Source organism: Halobacterium sp. DL1, assembly GCA_000230955.3.
Taxonomy (GTDB): Archaea; Halobacteriota; Halobacteria; order Halobacteriales; family Halobacteriaceae; genus Halobacterium.
The window spans coordinates 1,622,357-1,641,840 of record CP007060.1 but is presented as its reverse complement, the minus strand read 5'-3'; the positions used below and the strand labels follow the sequence as shown (position 1 = coordinate 1,641,840).

The following is a 19,484-nucleotide window of genomic DNA, read 5'->3' as shown; positions in this document are numbered from 1 at the left end:
TGGCGGTGTCGGCGACCACCCGACTGAGGGTTGAAACACGTGCGGCGCGTTAGCACACGTATGCAGGTGATCAACCCAGCCACCGGTGAGCAGGTCGAGACGTACGACGACCACACCGAGAGCGACGTCGACGACGCACTGGACCGCGCGATAGTGGCGTTCGACGAGTGGCGGGAGCGGCCGATGCGCGAGCGCGAGGAGCTGCTAGCGAACGCGGCCGACGTCCTCCGCGAGAACAAGCGGGAGTACGCCGAGACGATGACCCGCGAGATGGGGAAACCCATCGAACAGGGCGTCTCGGAGGTCGAGAAATGCGCGTGGGGCTGCGACCACTACGCCGAGAACGCGAGCGCCTACCTCGGCGAAGACGGCCACCCGAGTCCAGCAGGGTCGAACGTGAAAACCGTGCACGAACCGCTGGGCCCCGTGCTCGCGGTGATGCCGTGGAACTTCCCGTTCTGGCAGGTGTTCCGGTTCGCCGCCCCCTATCTGACTGCCGGCAACGTCGGCCTGCTGAAGCACGCCTCGAACGTCCCGGGGTGTGCTGTCGCCATCGAGGAGGTGTTCCGAGAGGCCGGCTACCCCGAGGACGTCTTCCAGTCGCTGCTCATTCCCTCGGACCTCGTCGCCGATATCCTCGAGGACGACCGCTGCCGCGCGGCGACGGTCACCGGCAGCGGCCCGGCGGGGCAGGCGGTCGCCTCGACGGCCGGCGAGAATCTCAAGAAGACGGTGCTGGAACTCGGCGGGAGCGACCCGTTCGTCGTCCTCGACGACGCTGACGTCGAGGCAGCCGCGGAGACCGGCGCGTGGGCGCGCAACCAGAACGGCGGGCAGTCCTGCATCGCGGCCAAGCGCTTCATCGTCCACGAGGACGTCTACGACGAGTTCCTCGACCGGTTCGTCGACGAGGTCGAGTCGCTGACCGTCGGCGACCCGACCGACGAGGAGACGGACGTCGGCCCGCAGGCACGCCCGGACCTCCTCGAGGAACTCGACGAACAGGTCCAGGAGAGCATCGAAGCCGGGGCGAACGTCGTCACCGGTGGCGAGCCGATGGACCGCGAGGGCTCGTTCTACCCGCCGACCATCCTGACGGACGTCCCGGAGGGCTGCCCCGCGGACAGCGAGGAGACGTTCGGCCCCGTCGCCGCGGTGTGGTCGGTCGAGGACGAGCACGCTGCCGTCGAGAAGGCCAACGACACGGAGTTCGGTCTCGGCGCGAGCGTCTGGACGGAGGACCGAGAGCGAGGTGAGCGCGCCGCCAAGCGCATCGAAGCCGGCTGCGTCTACGTCAACCAGCTCGTCAAATCCGACCCCCGCGTGCCCTTCGGTGGCGTCAAGGAGTCGGGCTACGGGCGCGAACTCGCCGAGGCCGGTATCAAGGAGTTCGTCAACCGGAAGACGGTGTGGGTGGAGTAGATGCGGGCTTCCGACCTCCTCGTCGAGTGTCTCGAGCGCGAGGGCGTCGACCACGTCTTCGGCCTCCCGGGTGAGGAGATGGAGGACCTACTCTTCTCCCTGCGGGACTCCGAGGTGGCCTTCGTTCCGGTGCGCCACGAACAGGGCGCGGCGTTCATGGCCGACGTCCACGGCCGACTCACAGGCGACGCGGGCGTCTGTCTCTCAACGCTCGGGCCGGGCGCGACGAACCTGCTCACCGGCGTCGCAGACGCCCACCTCGACAAGAGCCCGTTGGTCGCCATCACGGCCCAGGGCGGCCTCGAACGGCTCCACAAGGAGAGCCACCAGGCCCTCGACGTCGTCGACCTCTTCGCGCCCGTCACGAAGTGGAACGCGCAGCTCAACGACCCGGACATCGTCCACGAGTCGGTCCGGAAGGCGTTCAAGGTCGCGCAGTACGAGAAACCGGGCGCGACCCACCTCGAACTCCCCGAGGACGTGGCCGCCGAGGAGACAGACGTGCGTCCGCTCCCGGTCCGGAACCGCGTCGGCGTCGGGGCGCCGGACGCAGCCTCCCTGGAGCGAGTGCGTGACTTATTCCGGGAGGCCGACCGACCGCTGCTTGTCGCGGGCAACGGCGCCGTCCGCACGGGCGCAGCCGCCGAACTCCGCGACCTGGTCGAGGCCACGGACCTCCCGGTCGTCTCCACCTACATGGGGAAGGGAGCGGTGTCGGACGCCGACGAACACTCCCTGATGACACTCGACTCCGGCGCCCGCGGCGAGGCCAAGAGCGCCATCGAGTCGGCCGACCTCGTCGTCACCGTGGGCTACGACATCGCCGAACACGACCCGGCGGAGTGGGGCATCGGCGACGCCGCCGTCGTCCACGTCGACAGCGAGCCCGCGGAGGTGTACGAGGCCTACACCCCGGACGTCGAGGTGGTCGCCGACATCGGCCGGACGCTCCGCGACATGACCGAGTGGTGCGGGTCCGCGAGCGTGGTGTTCGACGCCGACTGGTACGCGGACCTCCGAGACCAGATCGTCTCGGACGTCTCCCGCGAGCCCGACCCCGAGGCCCCGTTTACCGTCGAGGGCGTGCTACCAGTGCTCCGGGACGCGATGGCCGACGACGACGTGCTCGTGTCGGACGTCGGCAGCCACAAGATGGCCATCTCCCAGAACTTCCCGACCTACGAACCCAACACCTGCATCGTCTCGAACGGATTGGCGTCGATGGGTATCGCCGTTCCGGGCGCGCTCGCGGCCGACCTCGCGGTCGACACGAACGTGGTCGCGGCGACCGGTGACGGCGGCTTCCTGATGAACGCCGCCGAGATAGAGACCGCCACCCGCGTGGGCTGTGGCTACACCATCGTCGTCTTCGTCGACGACGACTACGGCCTCATCTCCGAGAAGCAGGAGGAACACACGGGGGAGTCGTTCGGCACGAAACTGACGACGCCCGACCTCGTGACCTTCGCCGAGAGCTTCGGCATCGACGGCTACCGCCCCGAGTCGGCCGACGAACTTCGGGACGTGCTGGGCGAGACCGTCGGCGACGGGATGTCGCTCGTCGAGATTCCCGTGCGGTAGCGCGGCGACCGTCCGTGCCTCCCTCTCAGCGTCTGTGGAGGATGACGACGGCGGAGAGGATGAGCGCGCCGCCGACCACCGTGACGACGGTGACCGGGTCGTCGAACAGCAACGCCCCGAGCGCCACCGTTATCGGCGGTTCAACGGTGCTGACGATGCCACTACTGCTGGCGCCGATTCGTTCGAGTCCCGCGAAGAACGCGAACACCGGAACGGCCGTCGCCACCGTCCCGAGGCCGACGAGGATTCCCCACGCGGGAGACGCCGATGGCACCGTCAGCGACCCCGTCGCGAGGCCGATTGTCAGGAACGTGACGCTCGCCCCTGGGAGCACGTGGGCGGTCAGCACCAGCGGGTGTGTGATGTCGAGCATCCGCCGGGAGAGCGTGATGTAGGCGGCGTAGGCGATGGCTGCACCGAGCACGATGAGGATGCCGATCACCGACGCCCCGGCCGGGTTCGCGCCGATGGCGAGCGCCACGCCGCCGAGCGAGAGCGCCAGCGCGAGGAGGGTCCGCCGACCCACTCGTTCGCCGATGGCCAGCACCGCGAGCACGACGACGAACGCGGGGTAGGTGTAGAGCACGATGGCGACCATCCCAGGGGTCATGAACTCCAGGCCGAGGAAGTAGAGCCCGCTCTGTGCCGCGTAGCCGAAGACGCCGAGGCCGAGGCCGACCCCGAGCGCGCGTCCCCGGAGCAGCGTTAGCCGCCCAGTCCACGCGAGCAGTGCCCAGACGACGAGGGTCGCCACCACGAACCGGTAGAGGAGCACGGTCGGGATGGAGAGCCCGGCGCGCTGGGCGTAGACGCCGAAGATGCCGAGCGTGCCGAATCCGGCCGCCGAGACGAGGATGAGGAGCACACCGACGGTGTCGCGGCCGACCGACGGGAGGCGCTGGCGGAGCACGACCGACAGTATCCAGCGGCCGGGGATAACTCCATGGCCGACGGTAGTGGTAGCGTCCCGCACACCGGAACAAAACTTATTGTACGGGGCGTGGACGTACCAATCGAATCGAGGCTCGGTCCGACCGAGTCCGACACCGGGTGACACACCGATGACGACCACAATCCACGCAGGGGCCGCCGCTCGCGTCAGCGGCTGCTTCGAGCGCTCTCTCGTGGGATTCGTGGTCGCCGGATATCACCCGAACGCGCAGTCCGCGTCCACCCTCGCCGCGTAACGCGGTGGCCTATCCCCGGGGAGGACGCGGACGCCGTCGCCATTCAGTGACGGCACCTGCGCGTCTTTCTCCTGGGACAACTGGTGAGCGCGGGCTGTGTCCGCTCCCGACGGGCACGCCCGTGGAGCCGTCCGAGTTCGACTCTCGGTGGGAGTCTATGGCAACGACCTGCCAGGCGGTCCGCGTCGTCGCGGACGTCACGATGCACGTACCGCGCAACGACAGCGGCGACCTCGACAGCGGCGCCGAGGGCGTCGTCGAACGAATCGCTGCCGTCAGGAGCGTCGAGAGCGTCGACGTGACGAACCTCCGCCCACGGCTCAACGACCTCCAGGTCGACGCGACGGTGGCGGTCACCCTCGACGTCGAGGACGCGCCGAACGCTGAGGCGGCGGGCCGCAGCGCGCTCGCCGATGGCTTCGGCGTCGAGGCCGTCGAGAACGTCCGGCGCGACGACGCCGACTTCGACCCACCCGTACCGGAGGTGGGTTGACCGGGAGCCGATTCAGCCGCGCCACTCCAGCACTGTCGCCGCCCAGGTGTAGCCAGTGCCGGCCGCGAGGAAGAGTACCGTGTCGCCCGCTTCGACGCTTCTGCCCTCCAGTCCCTCGTCGAGCGCGAGCGCCTGGTCGACGCTCTGGACGTGGCCGTAGCCATCGAGGTAGTGGTGGCCATCTGTGTCGACAGCGAGTTCGTCGGTCAGCCAGTTGTGGAACGACCGCTTCATGTGGGTGAGCGCGACGAAGTCGACGTCCTCTCGGGTCAGCCCGGACTTCTCCAGGGCGTCGTCGGCGACCGAGAGGAAGTTCGGGCCGCTGACGGGCGCGATGCGCTCTTTCATGTCGTCGGACGCGACAGTGAGCGTGTGCATCCCGGCGTCGACCGTATCGTGGGTCGGCGGGTGTTTCGACCCACCCGCGGGCATGATTACGTCCTCGGAGAAACTGCCGTCCGTGACTGCGGCACTCTCGTGGACGACCGCTCGCGCGCGGTCGCCGGCGTCGCCCTCGAGGACGAACGCGGAAGCGCCGCTCCCGAAGTTGAACATGAACGACGCGTCCTCGTCGCCGTAGTCCACGAGGTCCTCCTCGCGACTCGCGGCGACCAGGAGTGCGGTGTCCACGTCACCGGTCTGGATCTGGGCGCGCGTCTGGCGGAGCGCCAGCGGCGCGCCCGCACAGAGCGTGTAGCTCTCGGTCGCGTAGGCGTTCTCCGCGCCGAGTCGCTCGGCGACGTTCGCGGCAGCGCTCCAGACGACGTAGTCCTTGAACTCGCTGCCGTGATACAGCACCAGGTCGATGTCCGCGGGGTCGATGTCAGCATCGGCGAGCGCGTCATCTGCGGCCTTCAGGCACATGTCCGTGACGTGGTCGTCGTCGGGCGGACAGACGTGCTTCTCGCGGATGCCCATCTTCTCGACGACGACGTCCTCGGGAATGCCGCTCTCGGCGGCGATCTCCTCGCCGGTGAGGACTTCCTCGGGCGTGTAGACGCCGTAGCCGGTCAGGGAGACTGTCATCGTCGGAAGTTGGCGAGGTAGTCGGGAAGGCGTTTCGCGACGGTGCCGCCCAGGCGGTCGCGGACCGCCCCGAGCAGGCCGCCGGGGACGAACAGCACGAACACGACGAAGACGACGCCGAGGTAGAGCGCGGCGTGTCCGTTGAGGAACGTCTCGATGCCCTGGCCGACGGTCATTCCGTTGACGACTGGGGTGTCGAGGACGCCAGACGGGACGTGGTCCCGGAGCAACGGCAGCAGGCCACCACCGCCGCCGGTCTTCGAGAGGAACTCGCGGATGGAGCGGTCGAACAGCCGACCGTACAGCGGGCCGGCGAGCGTGCCGAACCCACCGATGATGGACGCCAGCAGCGCGTCCCCGCTGACGAGGAAGTACAGCGAGTTCTCGGGCGTGACCGACCGCCGGTAGCCCGCGAACAGGCCGCCCGCGATGCCGGCGAAGAAGCCGCTGGCGGCGAACGCCGCGAGTTTGTACCGGAACGTGTCGTAGCCGACCGCGCGGGCGCGTTCCTCGTTCTCGCGGATGGCGACGAGCACGCGCCCGAACGGCGAGTGGACCATCCGCTGCATCGCGAGGTAGCTGACCAGCACGACCAGCCCGACCATGTAGTAGGACACCTCCGTCGCCCCCAGGTCGAGGAAGAGGAACTCCAGTTCGTCCCCCCGGAGTGGCCCGATGGCGAAGTTGAGCGCGTCGACGCCCGGTACCCCGATTTCGAAGCCCTGAGGGTGTAGCTGGTTGCTGACGGAGACGCCGTCACGGGGGTTCGACCCGAGGTAGTCCCAGTCCCGCATCAGCACGTACAGCACCTGCGCGAATCCGAGCGTGATCATCGCGAAGTAGACGCCGGAGAGCCGGAACGACACCGACCCCATGACGACGGCGAGCAGCGCGGCGAGCACGCCGGCGAGCAGCAGACTCACCATGAACGGGGTCTGCGCGGGCAGCAACGGAATCTTGCCACTGGCGACGAGCACGACGAAGTAGCCGCCGGTGCCGTAGAACGCGGCGTGACCGAACGACAGGTAGCCCGTGTAGCCGCTGATGAAGTCGAAACTCATCGCGAACAGGCCGAAGTAGAACACCGCAATCATCGTCTCCGTCTTCGGGAGGAACGCCTCGAACTCGGCCACACCACCGAAGAACGAGTATATCAGCGGGTAGACGCCGAAGAACGCAACCACCAGCAGGTGGGCGACGTGGTCGCGGGCGTACTGGCGGACCCAGGTCGTCTCCGTGTCGGTCGCGTCCCCGCTCCCGACCGTCTCGGTGCTAATGGCCCCCCACCTCCGCTAACCCGGAGATGCCCTGCGGGCGCACGACGAGCACGCCCACGAGGATGAGGAAGATGGTGAGTTCGGAGAGGCCGGAGAACCTGATGATGCCCAGGTTGAAGACGTGGGTCATCACCGCGTCGACCATGCCGACGAGCAGCGCTGCGAGGACGGACCCCCGGAACGACCCGAGGCCGCCGACGATGACGACGACGAACGCCGGGAGCAGTGTCTCGGAGGCGAGCGGCACGCTTGCGCCCCAGACGGAGTCCCACATCAGTAGCGCGCCGGCGAACCCGGCGAGGGCGGCGCCGAGCGCGAACACGACAGTGAACACCCGTCGGACGTCGATGCCGAGGGCGGCCGCCATCTCGTCGTCCTCGCTGCCCGCGCGCACGACGAGGCCGTAGCGCGTCCGGTTGAGGAACGCCCACACGGCGACGACAGTGGCCACGCCCCACGCTATCTGGAACAGTTCCAGGTTGCCGATGGAGGCGCCGAGCAGGTCCATCGACCCGCCCATCGACGTCGGTTTCGTCTGGGTTGCGGTGCGCCAGTCCGCGTTCGGCTGGATGCCGTAGAACAGCACGACGATGCGCGCGAGTTCGTCGATGACGAGCGTGACGCCGAACGTCAGGAGAATCTGGTAGATGGGCGGCCGGTCGTACAGTCGCCGTATCAGTCCGACCTCCATCGCGGCGCCGACGCCGCCGACCAGCACGCCCGCGACGACGGCGGCGACGACGAACAGCGCGATTGCGGGTGCGCTGCCGGTGAACGTCACCATCACGAGGCCGGCGATGTAAGCGCCGAGCATCGTCAGCGACCCGTGTGCGAAGTTCAGCACGCCGAGTAGACCGAAGATGAGGGTGAGACCGAGCGCCATCATCGCGTACAGCGACGCCTTCGCCAGCCCGGAGACGAACACCTCGAAGAGGGTTGCCGGGTCCGGGAAGGCGGCGATAGCGCCGATCATGCCGACAACCTCCGGAAGCGCTCGTCGTCGGTCGTGACGCCCTCCGTGGTCCCCTCGTCGACGACCGTCCCGTGGTCGACGACGTAGAAGCGGTCCGCCAGGTCGAGGGCCAGCGGGAGGTTCTGTTCGACCAGCAACAGCGTGGTGTCCTCGGCCACTTCGCGTAGCGCGTCGGCGACGTTCTGCACGATGAGCGGCGCGAGTCCCTCGCTGGGTTCGTCGACGAGCAGCAGGTCGTTCTCGCCGACGAGGCCGCGTGCGATGGAGAGCATCTGCTGTTGTCCGCCGGAGAGCGTTCCGGCGTCCCGGTTCCGCTTGTCGCGGAGGTCCGGGAACGCCTCGAAGGCGGTTTCGAGGCCCGCCTCCTCGTCGCTGCCCTGGGGAACCGACAGGCGGACGTTCTCCGCGACGGTGAGGTGGGCGAACACGCGGCGGTCCTCGGGAATCCACCCGACGCCGCGGTCTGCCACCTCGTGGGTGTCGAGTCCGACGAGGCTCTCACCGTCGTAGCGGACGTCGCCCTCGCGGGGTGGCGTCAACTGGAGTATCGACCGGAGCGTCGTCGTCTTCCCGACGCCGTTCCGGCCGACGAGTGCGACCACCTCGCCGCGCTCGACGTCGAGGGAGACGCCTTCGAGGACGTGGCTCTCGCCGTAGTACGTGTGGACGCCCTCGACTTCTAGTAAGCTCATGGCCGCCCCTCCGCTTCTCGTTCGTAGCCGCCGAGGTACGCCTGGCGGACCTCCTCGTCGTTGCGGACGTCCTCGGGCGGGTCGTTGGCGATGACGGACCCACGGTCGAGGACGACGACCCTGTCGCTGACGTTCATCACTATGTCCATGTTGTGTTCGACCAGCAGCACGGCGTGGTCGCGGGCGACGTCCTCGATGAGGTCGACGATGCGGTCGACGCTCTCGCTGGAGACGCCCGCGTTCGGTTCGTCCAGGAGGAGCACGTCCGGGTCGCCCGCGAGCGCGACGCCGACCTCTAACTGGCGGGCTGCACCGTGGCTGAGGTTCTCCGCGACGGTGTCCGCTTCCTCGGCGAGGTCGACGCGGTCGAGGATGTCGTAGGCCTCCTCGACGTGGTCGTCGAAGGCGTTGACGTTGCGGTAGAACCGCCGACCCGTGTCGGCGTCGGCCTGCGCGGCGACGCGGACATTCTCCAGGACGGTGTTCGTCGGGAAGATATTCGTGATCTGGTACGACCGGTGGATGCCCATCCGGGCCGTCTCGGCCGGGCCGGCGGCGGTCACGTCCCGCCAGCCGTCCCCGCTACGGAGTTCGACGGTGCCGTCGCTGGGGGCGAGTACGCCCGTCAACAGGTTGAAGAACGTCGTCTTCCCGGCGCCGTTCGGGCCGATGAGCGAACACAGTTCGTTCTCGCCGAGTTCGAAGTCGACGTGGTCGACCGCGACCAGGCCGCCGAATCGACGGGTCAATCCCCGCGTGCGCAGCATCTACAGCGAGCAGGTCATCTGGTCGCCGTCTTTCGGAATCGTCGCTTCCTCGCCGGAGACCCGCGAGAGCGGCTCGCTCGGCATGATGGCGGCGTTCCAGCTGTCCGCCCACTCGTCGCTGGTCGGCACCACGTCCGCGATGGTCATCTCGGAGCGGGCCTGGTTGTTGTACTCCTGGAACGTGTAGCCGCCCTCGCCTTTCGGCGTGTCCGTCACCGTCATCCCCGTCAGGCCGGCCTGGATATCCTCGGCTGCCGTCGAACTCTCCTCGTTGACGGCCTGGACGATGGCGGACGCCGCGGTGAACGTCCCGGAACTGAACAGGTCCGGCACGGTCCCGTAGGCGTTCGAGTACATCTCCACGAAGTCGCTGTTGATGTCGTTGTCGTACTGGTTCCAGTGGTAACGCGTCGTGAACGGGCCGGCCTTGACGCCGTCGAGTTTCTCCTGCGTGAGCGGTTTGCCGACGACGCCCTGGAGCGTCTGGCCGAGCACGGCGTTGGAGATGCGAGTCGCGAACCCGCCGAACAGCCGGTAGGAGTAGTCCCCCTGCAGGAACTGGGAGAACATCGCAGGGAGCGTCGCGACGGTGAAGCCGCCGACGACGCCCTCGGCGCCCGCCTCCTCGGCCTGCTGGAGCAGACCCTCCCACTCGGAGTGGCCGCGCTGGACGTAGCGCTCGCCGACGATCTCGACGCCCGCGTCCTGCAGAACTCGCTTGTAGTTGTTCACGACCGCGCGGCCGAACGAGTAGTCCGCGCCGAACAGGTAGACGCTGTTGACGTCGGACTCCTCGGCGACGTACTTCCCGCCGCTCCGGGCGTCCATCGCCGTGTTCTCGCTCGCGCGGAACAGCTGGTTGCTACACGTCTCGCTGCTGGCCGTGAGGTCGGCGGACGCCGCCGGCCCCGCCATGTACGGGATGTCGGTGGCGCTCAGGACGTTGTTCACGACGCGGCGTGCGGCCGTGGAGGACGCACACCCGAACAGCATGTCAACCTCCTCGTCAGTGACGAGGTTGTTCGCGATGGACTGCGCCTCGTCAGCGGAGAACTTCGAGTCGCGGACGACGAGTTCGTAGGTCGTCCCCCCGACGTCCACTTCGTGGTTCCCCGTCGACGGGTCCGCGATGGGGTCGGTGTCGCCCTTGTAGGCGAGCCCCGAGAGGAAGCCCCACAGCGCCTGTTGTCCGTAGTACGCGATGTTCCCCGACAGCGGCTGCATCACACCTATTTTCATTGTATCTGGGTTCTCCGACCCTCCGAGCCCCGAACAGCCCGCGAGGCCTGCGATTCCGGCGGCGCCGGTTGCGCCGAGTGTCTTCAGTACGGTTCGACGTGACGTGCCAATCCCCGTCATACTCACCTACTCTGTTACGCTTCCTGCAAATACGGCCGGGTTAACATGTGAACAGCGGGGCGACGTTCACTCGATGTTCTCGATGGCCTCGATGACGCGCTGGATCATCTTCTGTTCGCCGCGCCGGAGGTTCTTCGACACCGCGGGCTTCGAGACGTCGAAGCGGTCCGCTAGCGTACCGAGCGTGGCGTCCCGCGGATTCTCGTAGTAGCCGTCCGTGACGGCGGCCTCCAGCGTCTGGCGTTCGACGTCAGAAAGGTCCCGGCAGCCCTCGATGAGCGTCATCGCCGCGCCCGCGTTCTGCACGAGCTGGTGGAGTTCCGCCTCGTCCGTGTCGTCGCGGCCCACCACGTCGAACTCGTGGCTGCGCTCGAGCGCCGCGAGCGCGCCGTCCGCACGGTCTGGTTCGTCGAAGCCGACGTGCCACGTCTCGGTGCCCGCCTCTGCGTAGAACGGTCCCGTGATGTAGCCGTCGTGGTCGTGGACGACGCCCATCGCGGCCGTCGGACCGACGACGGTCCGGAACTTCGCGACGTTGTCCACCTTCGAGAACAGTTCGTAGTCACGGACGCCCTCGTTGTTCCGCACGGCAGAGAGCCCGGATTCGAGTGCGTCGCGGTCCGTGGCCTCGGCGACCATCCGGACCTCCGTGCGGTCCGGGCCGGTGTCGCAGTGGACCGAGGAGAACGCGACCTCGTGGCGATCGCTCGCATGGACGAACGGGCAGTCGTACTGCTCCATCTCCATGCTAACGTTAATCATTGTTCGCTGCTAACCGGAGTGTAGCATAGCACGTTGAAAACGTTTTCTCTGTTCAGTCGCCGAACTCATCGGTGACAGCCTCGCGGTCTATCTTCGAGGGGCCGCTGGTGGGCATCTCGTCGACGAACGCCAGGTGGTGTGGGTGTTTGAAGCGCGCGAGGCGACCCTCCAGGAACGCGTCGATGTCGTCGAGCGTGAGCGACTCGTCGCCCTGCACGACGGCCTTCCCGACCGTCCCCCACGTCTCGTCGGGGACGCCGATGACGACTACCTCGTCGACGGCTGGGTGGTCCGCGAGTGCGTCCTCGACCTCCGGCGGATAGACGTTCTCCCCGCCGCTGACGAACATGTTCTTCTTGCGGCCCTCGATGTAGTAGTAGCCGTCCGCGTCCCGGCAGGCGAGGTCCCCTGTCGACACCCAGCCGCTTCGCTCCGAGACAGTCGTCGGGTCGTCGACGGCGGGCACGTCGAACGTCTCGGCGCTCTCCTCGGGCGCGTGCCAGTAGCCCGCGGCGGCGTGCGGGCCGCGGAGTTCGAGTTCGCCGACCTCACCCTGCTCGACGAGGTCGCGCTCGTCGTCGACGATACGGGCGTCGACGTGCATCGCCGGGACGCCGACGCTGTCGGCCTTCTCCCGTGGCCAGGCGTCGGGCATCGAGAAGTTGTTCGGGCCGCACTCCGTGAGGCCGTACCCCTGGGAGAGGTCGACGCCGCGGTCCCACCACGTCTCCATGACCGCCTGCCGGCACGGCCCGCCACCGCTCTTCGCGAACCGCAGCGACGACAGGTCGGTGTCGGCCCAGTCGTCGTGTTCGGTCATCATCCGCAGGACCGCAGGAACGGCGACCAGCACGCTCGCGTCGTAGGACTTGACGTAGCCCAGCACCTCGCCGGGGTCGAAGTCACGGGCGACGACGACGTGTCCGCCGACGTGGAATAGCGGTAGCGTGAGCACGTGCCAGCCGCCGGTGTGGAACATCGGGAACACCATCGGCGTCGCGTCCCCCGGACGCAGACCCCACGCAGTCACCGTGTTCGTCGCGTTCCACGTCACCGACCCGTGCGTGAGCACCGTCTCCTTCGGCGTGCCCGTCGAACCGCCGGTGTGGAGGAACATGAACGGGTCGTCCGTCGAGAGGTCGGCCGTCTCCACCGGCGAGTCGTCCGCCGGGAGCGCCTCACCGAACGCCGACCACGCGTGGTCGCCATCGGTCGGCAGCGAGAGTACGTCCACGTCGTCGGGGAGCGCGTCGGCGACGTCCTCGTCGAACGGTTCCTCGACGACCACGAGTCCGGGCGTCACCGAGTCGAGCAGTTCCGCGAGCTCCGGCGGTGCCAGCCTGTGGGACAGCGGCGCGAGGACGCCACCCGTCTTCCCGCAGGCGAACAGGAGGTCGACCAGTTCGGGACGGTTCCGGGAGACGACTGCGACTCGTTCGCCGTCGGCGACGCCGAACTCGTCGAGCAGTCGCGCGGTCCGATTGGCGCGAGCGTCGAGGTCGGCGTACGTCCACGTCTCGCCCGTGGTCGCGTCCGTGAGCGCGTCAGCGTCCGGGGAGAGCGTCGCGCGGCGGGCGCTCCAGTCGCCCACCCAGTCGCCCGTTTCAGTCATCGAGGAATGCCAGGAGCGTCTCGTTCACGCGCGCCGCGTCCTCGACGAAGAACAGGTGCGGGCCGCCCTCGACGAGTTCGAGGTCACTGTCCGGCAGCCGTTCGTGGATGAGCCGCGAGTTCGCCACGGGGAGAACGCGGTCGGCGGTGCCGTGCATCACGAGCACCGGAACGTCGATTTCTCCGAGGCGGTCGCTGGCGTCGAACGCCGCGACGGCGGCGCCCTGGGCTTCCCGGGCGTGCTGGGGCGCGTCGGACTCGAGGCGCCAGTCGACTATCTGCTCCACGAGGTCCTCGTCTCCAAGCAGTCGCTCGGTAGCCGCCGGTTCCATCTTGTACTGGATCTCCTCGCGCTCGTCGAGGTCCTCCGGAACGTCGAACATCCGCTGCTGGGTCTCCGAGGGCGTGGGTTCGGCCAGCTCACCACCCGGCGACGTACAGAGCAGCGTCAGCGACTCGGCGCGGTCGAAGTCCAGCGCGTACTGCTGGGCTATCATCCCTCCCATGCTCGCGCCGACGACGTGCGCCGCCTCGACCCCTGCGTCCGCGAGCACCGCGTCTAGGTCCGCCGCCATCTCCGCGATGCTGTACGGTCCCTCCGGGGCGTCGGAGTCCCCCGTCCCCCGGTTGTCGGGGATGATCACGTCGTACTCGTCTTCGAGGGCGTCTCGCTGCCAGTGCCACATCCAGCGGCCGTACCCCAGTCCCTCAACGAGGACGACCGTCTCCGCGTCCGCCGGCCCCGCCCGCTCGTAGGCCAGCGTGACGCCGTCACGAGAAACCGTCTCCATAGGTGACTGATACACGACCCCCGCCTTCAACCCCGTGTTTCACATGTTAACCACGGGGTTTTCGGCGAGCGGGCAGGGAGTTCCGGGTATGCCAGTCGCGTCCGTCGGCGACACCGCCGACGCCTCCATCACCGTGACCGAGGAGACCATCGAAACGTACGCCGACCTCTCCGGCGACGACAACCCCATCCACGCCGACGACGACTACGCCAGCGAGACGATGTTCGGCGGCCGCATCGCCCACGGGATGCTCTCCGCCGGCCCCGTCAGCGCCGCGCTCGCGGACCTCCCGGGCGACATCGTCTACCTCTCCCAGGACCTCCAGTTCGAGAACCCCGTCTATCCCGGAGATATCGTCACCGCGCGCGTGGAAGTCCTCGAGGAACTCGGCGGCGACCGACTGCGCGTCGACACCACCGCCGAGACGGACGAGACGGTCATCTCCGGCGAGGCAGTGGTCCTCTCCGTCCCCCACGAATCGTAGTCGACCGGAACACGACCCGACTCAGTAGCCACGTGGGTCGGGATCGCCGAACCCGTCGTTTCCGCGTTCGTTCGGCAGCACGCCAGGATCCGCGCTCCCCACGGCGTTCGGGTCCGGTTCCGTGAGGAAGTCGTGGAGGCTCGGTATGTCGGCGAGTGTCGGCCCACGGTCCGCAGTCGCGCGGAGCGTCTTCCGGGGGAGATCGGCCACGAACTCAGTGCTCGACTCGTCCCCCGAGTCCTCGTGCTCGACGGCCGCGTCGGCGGCGTCGCGGGCCTCGTCCAGTTTCTCTCTGACGCGTTCGAGCGAGCGCTCGAACTCCACGGACTCGTAGTTCTCGACTGCAGATTCGAGATGTGAAACCTCTGACTCGGGGTCGTCGGCGAGGATGGCGCTGCGCTCGTGGCGCTGGGCGTCGAGGTGCGCCAGCATCTCCTCGAGGCGCTCCGCAGGAACGTCCTGCGCTTCGAGGGTGTCCCGTCCCTCGGCGAGCGCTTCGATGGCGGCCGCGTGGTCCCCCGCGGTCGAGTGGCGGTTCGACGCGACGACGGCGTGGCTGTACTTCGGCTCCCAGGGGTCGAGGAACGAGTACTGGCCGGCGATTCTGCGGGCACGGTCGAACGCGGCCAGCGCGAGCGCGTGGTTCCGTTTGCTCCGGTGGCGGTGGCCGACGGCGCGCGCCCGCTCGAAGCGCGCGTGGCCGACGACCCACTCCAGGTCGATGGTCCGCGCGGCGGCCGCGGCGCCCGCGAAGCAGAGTTCGTCGGCCCGGGAGTCGCCGCGTCCGACCTCGCCGGTCCAGTAGAGCGCGTTCGCGAGCACGTACGCGAACTCCTCGAACGAGCGGTCGGCGGCGGGCACGACGGCGTCCCGCCACGCGGCGCCGCGGTCCCAGTAGTCCGCGTTCTCGGCCCGCGTCGTCGCCTCCTCGCTAGACAGGTCCGTCGCCCGCCTGGCGGCGTCGTGTTTCGCCGCGCTCACACCGCCGGTCGTCGCGACGTGGGCGAGGTAGTACGCGAGGAAGCGACCGTCACCGCTCGATTCCAGGTCGCGCAGGTCGTAGCCGAGCGAATCGAGGAGTGCGCGAGCTTCCCCCGGCGAGTCGCAGGCGACGAACAGTGCGTCGGCGAGTGCGTCCACCGCGTCCACGTCGCCGATAGCGGGTGCCGCGTCCAGCCCTTCGGCCAGCGTCTCGAACGCTTCGCGTCTGTCGACAGTCGGTCCCGCAGGCGTCGTAATCGCTGCCCGGAGGACGTCGTACCGGGCAGCGTGGATTTCGTCGGAGGCGCCACTGTCCGCGCTCGTGACCGTGTCCAGGAGCGCTGCGAGCGCTGCCGGGTCGAGGAACTCGCCGCACGCGAACGCCAGCGCGACCGGTCCCGCGACAGTACCGAGCAGGTCGCGGGCCGCCGCCTCGTTCCCGTCGATGGCGGCCGTGCAGCGCTCGTCGAACGAGGGGGACGGGAGCCGAACGGCGGACGTCGCGTCGCTGACCCGGAGTCGAACGCGAGTCAGGCCAGCACCGTCGTCGACGGTCACCCAGTGTGTACCGTCTTCTACTCGAGCACGGACCTCGTCGGTGGGTTCGACGGACGCGTCGCTCCCGGGCGGGAACTCCAGCGTGTAGCGACGCTGTCGACCGTCCGCGCCCTCCTCGTGGTCGCCGACGACGCGCGTAACCGTCACCGCGTCGCCGTCGGGTAGCGGTCGGGTCCAGCGGAACCGGCGGCTCATCGCCGCGGCCTACGCCGGGGGACCGTATCAGCACACGGATTCCAGCTCACCCGAGCACCCGGCTCGCCCGCGCCGCGACCGCCGACCTGAACGCGTCGGGGTCGACGGACGCGTCCTCCCCGAACAGCCGAGCGTACTCCTCGCGAGCGACTCCCTCGACCACTCGTTCGACCACCGCGTCCACGTCGGCCTGCTGTCCCTCGGACTGTAACACCTCGGCCGCGGAATCGACGCGCTCGTCCGTGACGAACTGCTCGGCTGCGGCCGCTGCGTCGCCGTCGAACGGCTCCGGGAGCTCGCCGAGCGCGGGACCCGCGAGCCTCGCGCGGTCACCGGTCTTGTTCCGAATCAGCACGCCCGCCGCAGGTCCGTCGTACCAGTTCGACGTCGGAAGTTCGTACTCCCCGGGGTCGAAATCCGTCGCCCGAAGTTCCTTCTGGACGGTGTTCACGGGCTGTAGACCGAGACGCTCGTAGAGCGCCTCGACCGCGTCCGGCGGCAGCAGGCGGTCGCCGTCGGCCGTCCAGACGTCCAGACCGAGGAACGGCGGCGTGCGCGACCAGTCGTAGTCGACCGACTGCCGGCGCGGCGCGACGCCGAAGAACACCGCCGACTCGACGTCGTCGAGCGCGCTCCGGAGCACGTCACGGTCGAAGTTTTCCCGGACGTGTCGGACCGCCCGCCGGTAGCCCAGCGGCACGTCTTCCGGGTCGAGACTCTCCTCATCGCTGGCGAACTGGAGCAGCCCGGATTCCAGCAGCCGGAACCGTAGCGGCGCACCGTCTACCCACTCCTGGAGCCAGAGGTGGCCGCCGTCGAAGAGGGAGGCTGGCGCGGACTCGACGGGCGGCATCGGCGGGAACTCCTGCATGGGTCCGGGATTGCGCGCCATCCGGGGTAAACGTTCGGTCGGCGTAGCTGCGTGGTTCCATGCCCGGGGAGAGTTTTGGACCTCCTCGGCGCTTACGAAAGACGAGTGCGTAGCCGCCCAGAAGTCGCTACGCGGTTCGGTTTTAGAGAAGTGCTCGGTCAGGGATTTGAACTACGCGAAGACGGTCCGCTCGCTACGCTCACGGCTGCGACTTCTCTACTTCGAATCCCTTCGCTGCGCGATTTTCTCACTTCGTTCGAAAAGTGCTCGGTCAGGGATTTGAACCCTGGTCGTCGGCTCGAAAGGCCAACATGATTGGCCGGACTACACCAACCGAGCGACAGTCCAGCGTACCCGTGAGAGTAGTTTAAACGTGTCGTTCTCCAGTGGCCGCGTCAGTGACCCTCGAAGTCGGGGTCGCGGTCCGCGGAGAACGCGCTGATGCCCTCCATCAGGTCCTGGGTGTTCATCAGCTGGCCGAACGCCTGCGCCTCGGTCTCGAGGCCGGCGTCCGTCGAGTCGCGGCCGGCCAGCATCGCGCGCTTCGTGTACGTCTGAGCGATGGGCGGGCCGGCGGCGAGGTCGCGGGCGAGTTCCCACGCGCGGTCCGCCAGTTCGTCGTTCTCGACGACCTCGTTGACGAAGCCGTACTCCGCCATCGTCTCGGGGTCGTAGCGCTCGGCGGTGAAGATGATCTCCTTCGCGCGGCCCTCGCCGACGATGTGCTTGAGTCGCTGGGTGCCGCCCCACCCCGGCAGCAGGCCGAGGTTGTGTTCGGGCTGGCCGAGTTCGCTGCGCTGGGAAGCGACGCGCATGTCCGCGCACGTCGCGAGTTCCATGCCGCCGCCGAGGCAGTAGCCGTCGATGCCGGCGACGACCGGGACGTCACACTCCTCGAGTTTGCCGAACGTCTGCTGCCCCTTCCGGGAGAGTTCGACGGCGTCGATGGGGTCGGCGCTGCCCGCCATCGACTGCACGTCGGCGCCCGCGGAGAACGCCTTCTCGCCGGCGCCCGTGAGGAGAATCGTGCGCACCTCGTCGTCCTCGCCGAGCGCGTCGATTGCCTCCCCGAGTTCGTCGAGGAGGTCGCCGCTGATGGTGTTCATCCGGTGCGGGCGGTCGATCTCGAGGTGGCCGACGTTGCCGTCCACCGTGACGCTGACGTTGTCGAAGCCGGCGTACCCACCGTCTTCGGTGTCTGCGGCGCCGTGGAACTGCTCGCCCTCACTGGCCATCCGTTCGAGTTCGGCGGCGGGTTCGTACCGCGCCGCGCCGCTCGCCTCGTACTTGTCGGCGAGCGTCTCGTAGAGGTGTTCGATGCCAGCGGTGTCGGCCATCTTCGCGGGGCCCTCGGGGTAGCCCGCGCCGAGCATCACGGCCTCGTCGATTTCGGCCGGGTCCGCGACGTCGTTGCCGACGAGTTTGGCGACCTCGTTGGCCATCACGGCGGTGAGGCGGTCAGCCACGTCGTCGCGTGTCTCGTCGGTCGGCACGTCGGCGCCGCCGTTCTCGTAGTCGTAGAATCCCTTGCCGGTCTTCTTCCCGAGTTCCTCGGCTTCGACCTTCTCGACGAGCATGGGGCACGGCTCGTAGGCGTCACCGAGCACGCCCTGCATGTAGTCGAGGACGTCGTAGGAGACGTCGATGCCGACCTGGTCGGCGAGTTCGAATGCGCCCATCGGGAGGCCGATGTCGTACTTCGTCGTGGAGTCTACCTCCGCGATGGTCGCCTCGTCCTCGTGGACGAGCCACGCGGCCTCGTTCAGCAGCGGGACGAGCACCCGGTTGACGATGAAGCCAGGAGAGTCTCTGCGCACGCGAACGGGCGTCTTCCCCATCTCCTCCGCGAGGTCCTCGGTGAGGTCCAGGACCTCGCCGTCGGTGTGTTCGCCGGAGATGACCTCGACGAGTTGCATCCGCACTGGCGGGTTGAAGAAGTGCATTCCGCAGAACCGCTCGGGGCGCTCGGTGAACTCCGAGAGGTCGGTGATGGAGAGACTGGACGTGTTCGTCGCGAAGACGGCGTCCTCGGGGGCGTACTCCTCGAGTTCCTCGTAGACGTCCTGCTTGATCTCCATCTTCTCGGGCACCGCCTCGACGACGAAGTCGACGTCCTGGACCGCCTCCTCGAAGTCCACGTAGGCCGTGACGCGGTCGAGCGCGGCGTCGGCATCCTCCTCCCCGATCTGTTCCTTCTCGGCGAGTTTGCCGAGCGACCACTCGATCTGGTCGTAGCCGTTCTGGACGAACTCCTCGTTGATGTCTCGGAGGTGCACGTCGAAGCCTGCGAGCGCTGCGACCTCTGCGATGCCGTGGCCCATGTTGCCTGCGCCGAGCACCGCGACGGTCTCGATGTCGTCTACGTCCATACAGGTAGATGCTGCCGGATACCGGTTGAAGGTTTCCCTCTCGCCGGCTGACAACGTTTCACGCGTTTACACGCGTGGGAACGAG

At 68.2% G+C, this 19,484-nt stretch carries 17 protein-coding genes and 1 tRNA gene; 4 read left to right on the top strand and 14 right to left on the bottom strand.

The features are described 5' to 3' along the window. Nucleotides 1-60: 60 nt before the first annotated feature. Complete coding sequence (locus tag HALDL1_10205) at nt 61-1,422, top strand: succinate-semialdehyde dehdyrogenase (protein AHG03935.1); 1,362 nt, start codon at nt 61-63, stop codon at nt 1,420-1,422. Next, the gene (locus HALDL1_10200) at nt 1,423-3,003 is read left to right on the top strand and encodes a thiamine pyrophosphate-binding protein (GenBank protein AHG03934.1); all 1,581 of its coding nucleotides are present in this window, start codon (nt 1,423-1,425) and stop codon (nt 3,001-3,003) included. It begins immediately after the preceding gene. A gap of 25 nt (nt 3,004-3,028) precedes the next feature. Here the strand turns inward: HALDL1_10200 and HALDL1_10195 are convergent, their stop codons facing one another. After that, complete coding sequence (locus HALDL1_10195; GenBank protein AHG03933.1) at nt 3,029-3,913, bottom strand: hypothetical protein; 885 nt, start codon at nt 3,911-3,913, stop codon at nt 3,029-3,031. A gap of 434 nt (nt 3,914-4,347) precedes the next feature. Between HALDL1_10195 and HALDL1_10190 the strand changes: the two genes are divergently transcribed. Then, nucleotides 4,348-4,683, top strand: a complete 336-nt coding sequence (locus HALDL1_10190) for a hypothetical protein (GenBank protein ID AHG03932.1) — start codon at nt 4,348-4,350, stop codon at nt 4,681-4,683. 12 nt (nt 4,684-4,695) lie between these two features. On the opposite strand, the gene HALDL1_10185 is transcribed toward HALDL1_10190, so the two are convergent. From HALDL1_10185 to HALDL1_10145, 9 genes are all read right to left on the bottom strand, one after another. After that, entirely contained in the window at nt 4,696-5,709 is a 1,014-nt protein-coding gene (locus HALDL1_10185; GenBank protein AHG03931.1) for a hypothetical protein, read from the bottom strand. Beyond that, nucleotides 5,706-6,893 carry a branched-chain amino acid ABC transporter permease gene (locus HALDL1_10180; protein AHG03930.1) on the bottom strand — a complete coding sequence of 396 codons (1,188 nt, stop codon included), beginning with the start codon at nt 6,891-6,893 and terminating at the stop codon, nt 5,706-5,708. Before HALDL1_10180 ends, HALDL1_10185 begins: the two co-directional genes overlap by 4 nt. Nucleotides 6,894-6,981: 88 nt before the next feature. Next, a complete protein-coding gene (locus HALDL1_10175; protein AHG03929.1) occupies nt 6,982-7,959 on the bottom strand; it encodes a branched-chain amino acid ABC transporter permease in 978 nt (325 codons plus the stop codon). Further along, entirely contained in the window at nt 7,956-8,651 is a 696-nt protein-coding gene (locus HALDL1_10170; GenBank protein ID AHG03928.1) for a branched-chain amino acid ABC transporter ATP-binding protein, read from the bottom strand. The genes HALDL1_10175 and HALDL1_10170 overlap by 4 nt, the downstream gene beginning before the upstream one ends. Next, nucleotides 8,648-9,418 carry a branched-chain amino acid ABC transporter ATP-binding protein gene (locus tag HALDL1_10165; GenBank protein ID AHG03927.1) on the bottom strand — a complete coding sequence of 257 codons (771 nt, stop codon included), beginning with the start codon at nt 9,416-9,418 and terminating at the stop codon, nt 8,648-8,650. Before HALDL1_10165 ends, HALDL1_10170 begins: the two co-directional genes overlap by 4 nt. Next, nucleotides 9,419-10,777, bottom strand: coding sequence for a branched-chain amino acid ABC transporter substrate-binding protein (locus tag HALDL1_10160; protein ID AHG03926.1), 1,359 nt, complete (start codon nt 10,775-10,777; stop codon nt 9,419-9,421). It abuts the gene before it with no gap. A 66-nt stretch (nt 10,778-10,843) separates the two neighbouring features. After that, nucleotides 10,844-11,539, bottom strand: coding sequence for a DNA-binding protein (locus HALDL1_10155; protein AHG03925.1), 696 nt, complete (start codon nt 11,537-11,539; stop codon nt 10,844-10,846). A gap of 52 nt (nt 11,540-11,591) precedes the next feature. Further along, a complete protein-coding gene (locus HALDL1_10150; protein AHG03924.1) occupies nt 11,592-13,151 on the bottom strand; it encodes a long-chain fatty acid--CoA ligase in 1,560 nt (519 codons plus the stop codon). Continuing rightward, the gene (locus HALDL1_10145) at nt 13,144-13,941 is read right to left on the bottom strand and encodes a 3-oxoadipate enol-lactone hydrolase (GenBank protein ID AHG03923.1); all 798 of its coding nucleotides are present in this window, start codon (nt 13,939-13,941) and stop codon (nt 13,144-13,146) included. Before HALDL1_10145 ends, HALDL1_10150 begins: the two co-directional genes overlap by 8 nt. 88 nt (nt 13,942-14,029) lie before the next feature. Between HALDL1_10145 and HALDL1_10140 the strand changes: the two genes are divergently transcribed. After that, nucleotides 14,030-14,425, top strand: coding sequence for an acyl dehydratase (locus HALDL1_10140; protein ID AHG03922.1), 396 nt, complete (start codon nt 14,030-14,032; stop codon nt 14,423-14,425). Between the two features lie 21 nt (nt 14,426-14,446). Here HALDL1_10140 and HALDL1_10135 read toward each other — a convergent pair whose 3' ends face one another. From HALDL1_10135 to HALDL1_10120, 4 genes are all read right to left on the bottom strand, one after another. Continuing rightward, the gene (locus HALDL1_10135) at nt 14,447-16,159 is read right to left on the bottom strand and encodes a hypothetical protein (GenBank protein AHG03921.1); all 1,713 of its coding nucleotides are present in this window, start codon (nt 16,157-16,159) and stop codon (nt 14,447-14,449) included. A gap of 46 nt (nt 16,160-16,205) precedes the next feature. Further along, on the bottom strand, nt 16,206-17,030 hold the full coding sequence (locus tag HALDL1_10130; GenBank protein ID AHG03920.1) for a hypothetical protein: 825 nt from the start codon (nt 17,028-17,030) through the stop codon (nt 16,206-16,208). A gap of 264 nt (nt 17,031-17,294) precedes the next feature. Beyond that, nucleotides 17,295-17,369: transfer RNA gene (locus HALDL1_10125), tRNA-Glu, on the bottom strand. A 56-nt stretch (nt 17,370-17,425) separates the two neighbouring features. Further along, nucleotides 17,426-19,399, bottom strand: coding sequence for a 3-hydroxyacyl-CoA dehydrogenase (locus tag HALDL1_10120; protein AHG03919.1), 1,974 nt, complete (start codon nt 19,397-19,399; stop codon nt 17,426-17,428). Between the last annotated feature and the right edge of the window lie 85 nt (nt 19,400-19,484).